9 protein-coding genes and 4 tRNA genes are annotated in these 12,476 nt (G+C 56.1%); 8 read left to right on the top strand and 5 right to left on the bottom strand.

Annotated elements, in window-relative coordinates; genetic code table 11:
- Positions 1-12 precede the first annotated feature (12 nt).
- The 7 genes from HB631_RS04040 (at position 13) to HB631_RS04010 (ending at position 8,426) form a co-directional block, all read left to right on the top strand.
- Complete coding sequence (locus HB631_RS04040; RefSeq protein ID WP_213989868.1) at positions 13-1,395, top strand: ethanolamine ammonia-lyase subunit EutB; 1,383 nt, start codon at positions 13-15, stop codon at positions 1,393-1,395.
- A 53-nt stretch (positions 1,396-1,448) separates the two neighbouring features.
- Positions 1,449-2,300, top strand: a complete 852-nt coding sequence (gene eutC, locus HB631_RS04035) for an ethanolamine ammonia-lyase subunit EutC (RefSeq protein WP_213989867.1) — start codon at positions 1,449-1,451, stop codon at positions 2,298-2,300.
- Positions 2,301-2,484: 184 nt separating this feature from the next.
- On the top strand, positions 2,485-3,219 hold the full coding sequence (locus tag HB631_RS04030) for a 4'-phosphopantetheinyl transferase superfamily protein (RefSeq protein ID WP_213989866.1): 735 nt from the start codon (positions 2,485-2,487) through the stop codon (positions 3,217-3,219).
- 354 nt (positions 3,220-3,573) lie between these two features.
- Positions 3,574-4,167 (top strand): MarR family transcriptional regulator, encoded by a 594-nt coding sequence (locus tag HB631_RS04025; RefSeq protein WP_213989865.1) that lies wholly within the window; start codon positions 3,574-3,576, stop codon positions 4,165-4,167.
- 15 nt (positions 4,168-4,182) lie between these two features.
- A complete protein-coding gene (locus tag HB631_RS04020; RefSeq protein ID WP_213989864.1) occupies positions 4,183-5,637 on the top strand; it encodes an efflux transporter outer membrane subunit in 1,455 nt (484 codons plus the stop codon).
- Between the two features lie 29 nt (positions 5,638-5,666).
- Complete coding sequence (locus HB631_RS04015) at positions 5,667-6,890, top strand: efflux RND transporter periplasmic adaptor subunit (RefSeq protein WP_213990137.1); 1,224 nt, start codon at positions 5,667-5,669, stop codon at positions 6,888-6,890.
- Between the two features lie 12 nt (positions 6,891-6,902).
- Entirely contained in the window at positions 6,903-8,426 is a 1,524-nt protein-coding gene (locus tag HB631_RS04010) for a DHA2 family efflux MFS transporter permease subunit (RefSeq protein ID WP_213989863.1), read from the top strand.
- Between the two features lie 503 nt (positions 8,427-8,929).
- Here the strand turns inward: HB631_RS04010 and HB631_RS04005 are convergent.
- The 5 genes from HB631_RS04005 to HB631_RS03985 form a co-directional block, all read right to left on the bottom strand.
- Entirely contained in the window at positions 8,930-9,946 is a 1,017-nt protein-coding gene (locus HB631_RS04005) for an alpha/beta hydrolase (protein WP_213989862.1), read from the bottom strand.
- 440 nt (positions 9,947-10,386) lie between these two features.
- Positions 10,387-10,462 (bottom strand) — tRNA-Lys (locus HB631_RS04000).
- Positions 10,463-10,478: 16 nt separating this feature from the next.
- A tRNA-Val gene (locus HB631_RS03995) sits at positions 10,479-10,554 on the bottom strand.
- Between the two features lie 42 nt (positions 10,555-10,596).
- Positions 10,597-10,672, bottom strand: a tRNA-Val gene (locus HB631_RS03990).
- 55 nt (positions 10,673-10,727) lie between these two features.
- Positions 10,728-10,803 (bottom strand) — tRNA-Val (locus tag HB631_RS03985).
- A gap of 249 nt (positions 10,804-11,052) precedes the next feature.
- On the opposite strand from HB631_RS03985, the gene gltX reads away from it, so the two are divergent.
- Complete coding sequence (gltX, locus tag HB631_RS03980) at positions 11,053-12,462, top strand: glutamate--tRNA ligase (protein ID WP_213989861.1); 1,410 nt, start codon at positions 11,053-11,055, stop codon at positions 12,460-12,462.
- The last annotated feature ends 14 nt before the right edge of the window (positions 12,463-12,476 follow it).

Raw genomic sequence — 12,476 nt, 5'->3', positions numbered from 1 at the left:
CCGGGAGGAACGATGTTTCAAGCCACATTGGGCCATCGACAGTATCGTTTCGCCGATTTGCGTGAGCTGATGGCCAAGGCGTCGCCGCCGCGTTCCGGCGATTATCTGGCGGAGATAGCCGCCGCCAGCGCCGAAGAGCGCATGGCGGCGCGTATCGCCCTGGCGGATTTGCCGCTGCGCATTTTTTTGCAACAGTCATTAATCCCCTATGAAGAGGATGAGGTCACGCGCCTGATCATCGACAGCCATGACGATGAGGCATTCGCGCCTGTTTCCCATCTGACGGTGGGGGATTTTCGCGACTGGCTGCTTTCCGAGCGCACCGACAGCGCCCGACTGGCCTATGTGGCGCCCGGCATCACGCCGGAAATGGCGGCGGCGGTGAGCAAAATCATGCGTAACCAGGATTTGATCCTGGTGGCGAAAAAATGCCGGGTGATTACCCGTTTTCGCAATACCATCGGCTTACCCGGCCATATGAGCGTGCGGTTGCAGCCCAACCATCCCACCGACGACCTGAAAGGCATTGCCGCCAGTATGCTGGACGGTTTGCTGTATGGCTGCGGCGATGCGGTGATCGGCATCAATCCGGCCAGCGACAGTCTGCCGCTGCTGGAAAAACTCAATTATATGCTCGACGACGTCATCAGCCACTTCGCCATTCCCACCCAGTCGTGCGTATTGACCCATGTCACCAATACCCTGAAGTTGATTGAGCGCGGGGCGCCGGTGGATCTGGTCTTCCAGTCCATCGCCGGTACCGAGGCGGCCAATGCCGGTTTCGGTATTAACCTCGCGCTGCTGGACGAAGCCAGGCAGGCGGCGTTAAGCCTGCATCGCGGCACTCTGGGGGATAACGTGATGTATTTTGAGACCGGGCAGGGCAGTTGCCTGTCGGCCAATGCCCATCACGGCGTGGATCAACAAACCTGCGAAGCCCGGGCCTATGCCATCGCCCGGCACTTCAAGCCTCTTCTGATCAATACGGTGGTGGGATTTATCGGTCCGGAATACCTCTATGACGGCAAGCAGATCATCCGCGCCGGCCTGGAAGATCACTTCTGCGGTAAGCTGCTGGGAGTTCCCCTGGGGTGCGACGTCTGTTACACCAATCATGCCGAAGCCGATCAGGACGACATGGATACCTTGTTGACGCTGCTGGGGGCCGCCGGATTGACCTTTTTAATCGGTGTGCCGGGGGCGGACGATATTATGCTTAATTACCAGAGCACCTCTTTCCACGATGCGCTCTATATACGGGAATTGCTCGGGCTCAAGCATGCGCCGGAATTTTCCGACTGGCTCAAACGCATGCAGATTATCGATGCCGATGGGCGCCTGCGCGATACCGGCGGCGGCCATCCGCTGCTGCAGCATTTGCCTCATATCGGCTAGGTGGATGAATAAGTTCGGCTTCTTTATGTCGGTTTCGCACCAAGGAGTGTTCTATGAGCAAAACCGAACCGCCCGTTACCGGTAAATTTCCGGTAGGCAATGTTATTCATGATAATCCCTGGGAAAGCCTGCGGGAATTTACCGCGGCGCGTATTGCTCTGGGGCGCGCCGGCTCCAGCCTGCCGACGCGGGAAGTGCTGAAGTTCGGCCTGGCCCATGCCCAGGCACGCGACGCGGTGCACCAGCCCTTTGACAGCGAGACGCTGGCGGGGCAGTTGGAAGCTGACGGCCTGAGTACCTTGACGGTACACAGCGCCGCGCCGACCCGCGAGACTTTTTTATGCCGGCCCGATCTCGGCCGCAAGCTGGCTGAGGACAGCCGGCGTATGCTGCTGGATTATCCGGATAAGCAGGCCGACCTGCTGCTGGTGGTGGGGGACGGCTTATCCTCCAAAGCGGTGCACCGGCAGGCGGTGCCCTTTATCCGGGCATTGCTGCCCTATCTGTCCATGCTCGGCCTTAAGCCGGCGCCGGTGGTGCTGGCGCATCAATCGCGGGTCGCCCTGGGGGATGATATCGGCGAATGCCTCCAGGCCAAGGCGGTGGCGATACTGATTGGCGAACGTCCGGGATTGTCCTCGCCGGATAGCCTGGGCATTTATTTTACCTGGGGACCGAATACCCGGCGCCTGGAATCGGAACGCAACTGTATTTCCAATATCCGGCCCGAGGGGTTGGATTATCCCCAGGCGGCTTTTAAATTGGCATGGCTGCTGGAGCAAGCCCGCCAACGGCGCTTATCGGGTATCGAGCTTAAGGATGAAAGCGACAACCCGGCGCTGTATGGATTGGTCAAACCGCTGTTCGAACTTAGGGAGCAGCATCACCCGATAGTTAAACTGTGATTACCTATCCAATCGATTCTTGCTAACGACAAGCACTGGCCCGAAGGGCGAACCTCGCGGATGAGTTTCATTAATCCCGACTAATCCAGCGACCGGCGGGGAGCGAATGGAGTCTGTATAGCTGCAACGTGGAAGAGGGCGGGTATACTTAACATTATTTCACGGTTCCCCTAAGGTCGTTTTTATGGTTCTTCCGGCGTCTTATCTCTTATCGCTGGCCGAAGGCTTGCCGTTTGGTCCCGCCGATCTCATCGATCCAACGCTGCATTTAAGCATCTGGCACTGCCGGTTCGATACCCTGCGTTACCGTGACGCCGATTATGCCCTGCATGGCATAGCGTTGCCGCCGTCCATTGCCGACGCGGCGCGCAAACGCAGGTCCGAGTATCTGGCCGGGCGGGTCGTCGCCGCGCAGGTGCTGCGTGCATTGGGCGCCGGTTCGTTTCCGCTGCCGGCCGGGAAGGATCGGGCGCCTTGCTGGCCGGAGCATCTGCAGGGTTCCCTGTCGCATAATGCCACGCTTGCGGTGTGTCTCGGCCGGCGGCTGCCGCGGCAAGAGGTGCGCGGGGTAGGGATCGACGTGGAGACACTGATTCCCGACGCCCGTGCGACGGAATTATGGCCCGGTATCATCAGCACCGAGGAGCTCCATCTGCTGGAAGGTGCGACGCTGCCCTTTGCCGTCGGCCTGACGCTGGCGTTCTCCGCCAAAGAGAGTCTGTTCAAGGCGCTCTATCCGCTGGTTAAACGCTATTTCGATTTTCAGGATGCCAAGATCACCCAGCTGACCGACAGGCGGATAGGCCTTGAATTAACCATTGAACTTACGCCGCAACTGCCGGCGGGGATGCGGTTTGACTGCGCTTACGCCGTTTCTTCACCAGAGGTCTTGACCATTCTGACGGTAGGCAGGGAATAATTTCCGCTCTTTTGCTCAATTTTTTTCCGGGGACGCCGATATAAAAAGCCATCCCTGCGCTAATGCCATGGCGTTTTGGGGATAGTATTGGTCACCCATTCCCCGGTGGGAGGGAATAATTGATTATTGATGCTTTTCCGGTGGCGCGCCCCGCTCGTTTACATTGCCGTGTCGCTGTCTGATAAGGGATAATCAATTGGTCAGGCCATTTTAGCCGCCCGGCTATTTTTACGTTAAAGAGCGGACTCATATAGATATATGTGCTATTCCCGCCGTCATGGCCGTCAACGCCGTGATGTTAAAAGTTTTATTACCGGTTCCGCGACGCCGGAATAAAAAGTCCCGAAGCCCGCAGTGACTGGGCTGAAAGACAATATGTGCCGAAAACCGGCGCCGATGTCAACGCCTGCTGAAATACATTTTGTTACAAAACTGACTGTTGTTTACCTTTGCACCAGGCGGTATAGTTGCCAGCCTAATAGTTGCCTAGGCATAGATTTCATGAGTCACTTTACGCCTGATGATGTTGACACCGTTTATACCTGGGGAAGAAACATCAACCGGTTGAATTGTGCTAAAGACCGGTTTCTTGAACGATACCTGGCGCCCTACGACATTACCGCGGCGCAATTTAAAGTCATGCTGCTGATGAACCAGAAAAGGGCCAGCACATCGGCGGAACTCTGCCGTTGCATATCCTTAGACAGCGGCGCCATGTCGCGCATGCTCGATCGCCTTGAAAATAAAAACATGATCATGCGGGTGCGCAGCACCGCCGACAGGCGTCAGCACCATCTGGCCCTGACCGAGAAGGGACAATTGTTCTGCCAGGAAATTGGCGAGATTGCCGTTAAAGCCTTTAATGATTTGTTAGCTCCGTTGACGCCCGTCGAACTCAATGAATTTGATCGCCTGCTGAAAAAGCTGGCGGTTCTTGCCGATATTTAAGGAGTAAATTTCACCATGCCGTTGCGCATTCGTTTATTACCGCTGCTCTGTTCATTTGTTCTGGCGGGGTGTGCTTTGCCTAATGGTTTACATACCGAAGGCCGTTCGCTGGATGTCTCGACGTTACACAGCGAGCGTACCTTATCGAGTACCACGCTTTCCACCGCGGCCTGGCCGGCGGCGGATTGGTGGAATAGCCTGAGCGATCCGCAGCTTGCCATCCTGATTCAGCAGGCGTTGCAATCCAGTCCCGATATGCAGGTGGCCGATGCCCGCGCCCGCCAGGCCAGCGCCGCGGTTATGTCGGCGCAAGCCAACCGCATGCCTACCCTGGACGCCGGCGCAAGTGCGACCCGCGAGCGGCTTTCCGAGGTGCAAGACCCGCAGGGTAAAGGAAAAGAGTATTACACCGAGCGTGAGCTGTCGGCCCAGTTCAACTACACCTTTGATCTTTGGGGCGGACAGCGTGCCGCCTGGGAAGCCGCCGTCGGCCGGGCCAACGCCAGCGAAGTGGACAGACAGTCCGCGCGCCTGACCCTCTCCTCCGATGTTGCCCGCGCCTACAATACCCTCGGCCAGGCTTATGTGATGGAAGATTTGGCGAAACAGGATCTGGCGCGTACCCACACCATGCTGGACCTGGCGTCAAAACGGTATACCGCCGGCCTTGACAGCAAGTTCCAGTATCAGCAAACCGAGAGCCTGGAAGCTTCGGCGGAATCTACCTTGACCGATGCGCAAGAACAGGTACACGCGGCCGGTATCCGTCTGGCGGTATTGCTTGGCCAGGGACCGGATCGGGCGTTGAGTATACCGCGTCCGCATTTGATTGCCCCTGAAGCGGTAAGCCTGCCGGCCAAGTTGCCGGCGGAATTGTTAGGCCGCCGGCCCGATTTGGTGGCGGCCCGCTGGCGGGTGGAAGCGGCCACCAAAGACATCAAGGTCAGCCGCACCGCCTTCTATCCCAATATTAACCTGAGCGCGGCGGCGGGCGCCCAATCGCTGCTGGGGGATGCCTTCTTTGGCGCCCCGAGCCGCTATTTCAGCATTGGACCGGCCATTTCCTTGCCTATCTTTGACGGTGGACGCCTGCGCGCCAATCTGGCGGGCAGCAACGCCGATTACGATCTGGCGGTGGCGCAATATAACCAGTCGCTGGTGAATGCCCTGGGGGATATCGGCGATACCATTACCCGCCTGAGCTCCCTTGCCGTTCAGATTCAGCAGCAGCAGCGCGCCTGCGATATCGCCAACGATTCATGGAAAAACGCCATGGAGCGCTATAGCGCCGGGGTCGGCAATTATCTCGATGCGTTGAGCGTACAGCAGCAGCTCATCCAGGCAGAGCGTCAACTGGCCAATTTGAATGCCGACCGCACCGATACCGCTATCCTGTTGATGCAAGCGCTGGGTGGTGGTTTTAAATCTTCCGTTCCTTCGACCGCCGCGCAAACCGTGGCCGTAAATTAAGCATACTGAGAATAATTTTTATGGCTGAGATGAATTCCAATTCTGAACACGCAGATGAAGCAGATCAAAAGGCGACCCCGGCGACCCCGCGGGCGAAGCCGGGAAAACGCCGACTGCTGTTGTTGATATTGCTGGCGATAATCATAGTGGCCGTCGTGGGTTTCGGCCTTTATTATTGGTTTCACGGGCGTTTTTTTGAAAATACCGATGATGCTTATGTTAACGGCAACTTAGTGCAAATCACCCCGCAGGTGGCGGGTACGGTGACCGCTATTGCCGCTGACGACGGCGATTTCGTAAAGCAGGGACAGGTGCTGGTGCGGCTGGATCCCAGCGATACCGAGGTGAAACAGCAAAGCGCCGAGGCGAATCTGGCGAAAGTGGTCCGTCAGGTCCGCGGGTTATACAGCAATGTGGATAACTACAAGGCGATGCTGGCCGCGCGTAAAATTGAACTGCAGCGCGCCAAGGACGATTATCAGCGCCGCGCCAACCTGGCGCGGGACGGGGCGATTTCCCAAGAAGAACTGTCCCATTCCCGCGATACGCTGACCTCGGCGGAAACGTCGCTGACCTCCGCGCAACAGCAATTGAGCACGACCTTTGCCTTGGTGGACGATACCACCATCAGCAGCCATCCCGATGTTAAATCGGCCGCGGCGCAGTTGCGTCAGGCATACCTGGATAACGTGCGCAGCACCATGGTGGCGCCGGTCACCGGCTACGTGGCTAAACGGTCGGTACAGGTGGGCAGCCGCGTGCAGCCCGGCACCCCGTTGATGGCGGTGGTTCCCCTCGATCAAATCTGGGTCGACGCCAACTTCAAGGAAACCCAACTGGTGGACATGCGTATCGGCCAGCCGGTGGAAATCGATGCCGATCTCTACGGCGGCAAGGTGAGCTATCGCGGTAAAGTTGAAAGCCTCGGCGTCGGTACCGGCAGTGCGTTCTCCCTGCTGCCGGCCCAAAACGCCACCGGCAACTGGATTAAAATCGTCCAGCGTTTACCGGTGCGCATCCGCCTGGAGCCGGACCATCTGGACAAGTTCCCGTTGCGTATCGGCTTATCTACCAATGTCACCGTGGATTTGCATAACCAGGACGGGCCGGTGTTGGCACCACACCCACAGGAAAAACCGCGTTTTGCCACCGATGTGTACGATCATCAGCTGGCTGAGGCGGATAGTCTGGTGACGCGCATTATCCATGAAAATGGCGAACAGGCCCGGACCGCCGGCCAGGGGCAAAATTAATGCGGGGCCGCCATGAGTGATCAATCGTTCCGTCCGCCCAGCCTGGTCTTGGCCACTATCGGACTGTCGCTGGCGACGTTTATGCAGGTGCTGGATACCACGATCGCCAATGTGGCATTACCGACCATTTCCGGCAATCTGGGCGTCAGCTCTGATCAGGGGACGTGGGTTATCACCTCGTTCGCGGTGTCCAACGCCATCGCATTGCCTTTGACCGGCTGGATGTCCCGTCGTTTCGGCCAGACCAAGCTGTTTTTGGCTTCGGTGATACTGTTTATTATCACTTCGTTTCTGTGCGGTATTTCCCAAAGCATGACGCAATTGGTGATATTCCGCGCGTTGCAGGGTTTTTTCGCCGGCCCGCTGTATCCCATGGCGCAAACTCTGCTGTTGTCGATTTACCCCGCCGCCAAGCGGGGAATGGCGTTGTCCCTGCTGGCGATGGTGACGGTGGTGGCACCCATTATCGGACCGCTGGCGGGGGGCTGGATTACCGATAATTACTCTTGGTCGTGGATCTTTTTTATCAATGTGCCTATCGGTATTTTTGCCGCCATGCTGGTGTTCACCCAGTTGAAGGAACGGCCGGAAGAAATCGAACATCAGCCCATCGATTATATCGGACTTGGGCTGTTGGTGCTGGGGGTCGGGTTATTGCAGGTGGTATTGGACAAAGGCAACGATCTCGATTGGTTCAGTTCCAATTTCATTGTTATCGGCACGTTAATTTCTTCTGTTTCGCTGATATCGCTGGTCATTTGGGAATTCACCGATAAACATCCCATTGTCAATCTGCGCCTGTTCCGCTACCGGAATTTCTCCTTTGGTACCCTGGCGCTGGTGTTGGGTTATTCCGGTTTCTTCGGCATTAACCTGTTGTTGCCGCAGTGGCTGCAAACCCAACTGGGTTATACGCCGGTATGGGCCGGGATGGCGGCGGCGCCGATGGGTCTGTTGCCGGTGATTATGTCGCCGCTGGTGGGGCGTTACGCCCATATGTTCGATTTGCGCTTGCTGTCGGGGGGGTCGTTCCTGGTGATCGGCGTATCGTGCTTTATGCGGGCCGATTTTAATACCATGGTGGATTATTATCATATTGCGATGATCCAGGGATTCATGGGTATCGGCATCGCGCTGTTTTTCATGCCTACCACCAGTATTCTGCTGTCCAGCTTGTCGCCGCGGGAGATCGCCGACGGTTCGGGGTTGGCGACCTTTTTGCGGGTGTTGGGGGGGAGTTTTGCGTCGTCTCTGACCACCTGGATCTGGCAGCGCAGGGAAATATTTCATCATGCGCAGCTGGTGGAAAATATCACGCCTTATAGCCAGAATACGCAGTCTTACATTGCGCAGTTGGGAGGCAGCAGCCAGAGGGCCATGGCGCAATTGGATAAGCTGGTGGAAGGGCAGGCTTACATGATGTCCACCGTGGATTATTTTACGCTTCTGGGCTGGATCTTCTTTTCGCTGGTCATCGTGATATTTCTGGCCAAGCCGCCGTTCACCGCCCAGGCCGGCGGCGGTGGCGGGCATTAGGTATACGCTGTCACGCTCGGTGCAGGCGCGAGCAAACCGCGCCATGGGGCGCTTTGCGGCTGACAATGGCCGCTCCGACCCCGTCAGCACGGTCTCCCTTTAACACGCTTGTTGCATGATCGGTGTTAGCGGGCCTACCATGCTGTGGGGCGCTCTGTCGGGCAGAAAACCCATGCCCGCTTCGGCCCCATTGGCACGGTCTCCCTTTAACACGTTTGTTGCATGATCGGTGTTAGCGGGCCTACCATGCTGTGGGGCGCTCTGTCGGGCAGAAAACCCATGCCCGATTCGACCCCATCAGCACGGTTTCCCTTTAACACGATTGTTGCATGATCGGTGTTAGCGGGCCTACCATGCTGTGGGGCGCTCTGTCGGGCAGAAAACCCATGCCCGCTTCGGCCCCATCAGCACGGTCTCCCTTTAACACGTCTGGTTTAAGTTTCAGTGCTATTAGACTTTCACTTGAAGATCGCGGTCCATACGACCGCGATCTTGGGGTGGGATTATTGCAGGTGGGTTTTCAGTTCGGTGGCTGCCTGCAGGACCTGTGAGCGGACCGCCGGGACTTGGCTTAAGGGATTCAGTAACCCAAAGTCATGGATTACGCCGTTGTAGCGGGTTACGGTCACGTCAACGCCGGCGGCATCCAGCTTCCTGCCATAGGCTTCGCCCTCGTCACGCAGTACATCCAGTTCGGCGGTTTGAATCAATGTAGGCGGCATACCTTTCAACTGAGCCTCGGTGGCCAGCAGCGGCGAGGCATGGATATCCTTGCGCTGTTTGGCATCTTTGGTATAGGCGTCCCAGAACCACTTCATCATATTGCGGGTCAGGAAATGACCTTGGGCATAGGTCTTGTAAGATCCGGTATCAAAGTTGGCATCGGTTACCGGCCACATCAAGGCTTCAAAGCGGATCTTCGGCGCGCCTTTTTCTTTTGCCATCAGGGAAACCACCGTGGCCATATTACCGCCGACGCTGTTACCCGCTACCGCCAGTCGTGAACCGTCCACGCCGATTTCATCGCCATGTTCCGCCACCCAGCGGGTTGCCGCGTAGGCCTGGTTAATGGCCACCGGATAATGCGCTTCCGGAGAGGGGGTATAATTCACAAATACCGCCGCCGCGCCGGATTCCACCACAAGGTCACGCACCAGGCGTTCGTGGGTGGGGAAATCCCCCAGTATCCAGCCGCCGCCGTGGAAGAACATAAATACCGGTAATGTGCCGGTAGCACCCACCGGTTTAACGATTTTCAGCGAGATTTCCTGCCCGCCGACGGTAATGGTTTTATCCGAGACGTCGGCCGGCGGCAGTTTGGCATTGGCCTGAGCGTCAGTGAGAACCTGGCGCGCATCTTTCGGCGAAAGCTGTTCCATGGGTTTGCCGCCGGAATTGTTCAGGACGTTTAAAAATGATTGCACCTGGCGATCGGCTGCGGGGGTCTGGGTCGCGGCAAAGGCGCTGCTCATTCCCATGGTCAGCAGGGAGGCGGTGAAAATCGTGGTCAATCTGGACATGTTTTATTTCCTTCTTTCTGTCGGTGAGTATGATGCCGCCGAGGCGACGAGTACGCTTCTTGTATTGCTCTCAATTAAGTATTATGAAAACTAATAGTGTGCTATTTAACTATATAAAACTGTGCCTACATCCTTTACTCGGCGTGATAAGGGAATCATTTCTGTTTCACCTTCTGCCGTTGTATATGCGATGGAATTTAATTTATATAGCTCGCTATTAAATAGCAAGATATTTAGTTGTTTAATCTCAAGTATTTTTATGCTTTCTAAGGATGTGATTATAAATCAGTAGGTTAAAAATGTTGGCAAAAAGAAATTTCTGCGGATTTAAGACTTCCTCGCTTCGCTCGGCTCGAACCTGCGCAGGTTCTCATCCAGCACGACACGTGCGATATAAGCGTTTTGGGAAAGTTTGCTATTGGAGGGGATTCATTTGAAAGTGGTGGGTCGTGCAGGATTCGAACCTGCGACCAATTGATTAAAAGTCAACTGCTCTACCAACTGAGCTAACGACCCACTTAAAAATCAGAAATGGTGGGTGATGACGGGATCGAACCGCCGACCCTCTCCTTGTAAGGGAGACGCTCTCCCAGCTGAGCTAATCACCCATTTCTGAAAACCGAAAATCAAAACAATACTGACTTAAGAAGTGGTGGGTGATGACGGGATCGAACCGCCGACCCTCTCCTTGTAAGGGAGACGCTCTCCCAGCTGAGCTAATCACCCACTTCTTACAGCGTATTACTTCTATTTCTCACAGCGGAGCCACCCAAAATAAGAGTGGTGGGTGATGACGGGATCGAACCGCCGACCCTCTCCTTGTAAGGGAGACGCTCTCCCAGCTGAGCTAATCACCCCCGCCGTGTGGTGTCGCATTATAGGGATACTGCCAAGTGAGTCAACGATTTTTGAAAGTAAAAAGTGTGTTCGTCGTAAAATTAGTCAAGAAGTGGCATGTCGCGCCCGGAATATCGCTAAAAAACGCCGCTAAAGTCGAACGGCGTTGAGGAATCGAAGGGGAGTGGTAGAATATTATCCACTTTTTATTATCGGTTGGAAGCAGCGCTTCCCACCGTCAGCCAAGCGTGATTAAGGCAATGTCCCTGATGAAAATTAAAACCCGTTTTGCGCCCAGCCCCACCGGCTATCTGCATGTCGGCGGCGCCCGTACCGCTCTTTATTCGTGGCTGTTCGCCCGTCACCATGGCGGGGAGTTCGTGCTGCGTATCGAGGATACCGATCTGGAGCGCTCAACCCAGGCTGCTATTGATGCCATCATGGATGGGATGAATTGGCTTAATCTGGATTGGGATGAAGGGCCGTATTTTCAGACCAAACGCTTTGACCGCTATAACGCGGTTATCGACGACATGCTTGGACAAGGCACGGCCTATAAATGCTACTGCTCTAAAGAGCGGCTGGAAGCGCTGCGCGAAGAGCAAATGGCCCACGGGGAAAAACCGCGTTATGACGGCCATTGCCGCGGCAGCCATGAACATCATGAAGCGAACGAGCCCTGCGTGGTGCGTTTTGCCAACCCGCAAGAGGGTTCGGTGATTTTTGACGATAAAATTCGCGGGCCCATCGAGTTCAGCAATCAGGAACTGGACGATTTGATTATCCGCCGTACCGACGGTTCCCCCACCTATAATTTTTGCGTGGTTATCGATGACTGGGATATGGAGATTACCCATGTTATCCGGGGCGAGGACCATATCAATAATACCCCGCGCCAGATAAACATCCTGAAAGCGCTGGGAGCGCCGGTGCCGGAATACGCCCATGTCTCGATGATACTGGGGGACGACGGCAAAAAACTCTCCAAACGCCATGGGGCGGTGGGGGTGATGCAGTATCGCGACGACGGCTTCCTGCCGGAAGCGCTGCTGAATTATCTGGTGCGTCTGGGCTGGTCCCACGGCGATCAGGAAATATTCAGCATCGACGAAATGAAAGCGCTGTTCAGCCTGGGGGATATCAATAAATCCGCCAGCGCGTTTAATACCGAAAAGTTATTGTGGCTTAATCACCACTATATTAATCATCTGCCGGCGGAATACGTCGCCACCCATTTGCTCTGGCATATGGAGCAAGAGGGTATCGATACCCGCAACGGCCCGCAGCTCACGGCGTTGGTCGGCCTGTTGGGCGAGCGCTGCAAGACCCTGAAAGAGATGGCGGCCTCCTGCCACTACTTCTATCAGGATTTTGAACAATTCGATGCCGATGCCGCCAAGAAGCATTTACGCCCGGTTGCCCGGCAGCCGCTGGAACTGGCCCGGGGCAAACTGGCCGCGCTGGCTGACTGGACGCCGGAGTTGATACATCAGGCCATCGAGCAGACCGCCGCGGAGCTTGAAGTGGGTATGGGCAAGGTGGGGATGCCGCTGCGGGTCGCCGTTACCGGGGCCAGCCAATCGCCGGCATTGGATGTGACGGTGCATGCGGTTGGCCGGACCCGTACCCTGGCGCGAATCGATATGGCCCTGGAGTTTATTACCCGGCGTGAACAATAAGCCGGTTCGGAGCC

Origin of the sequence: Sodalis sp. dw_96, from assembly GCF_018449575.1 — a bacterium.
GTDB lineage: Bacteria > Pseudomonadota > Gammaproteobacteria > Enterobacterales > Enterobacteriaceae > Acerihabitans.
Note: the sequence above shows the minus strand (reverse complement) of the source record. Positions and strands in the feature narration are given on the sequence as shown.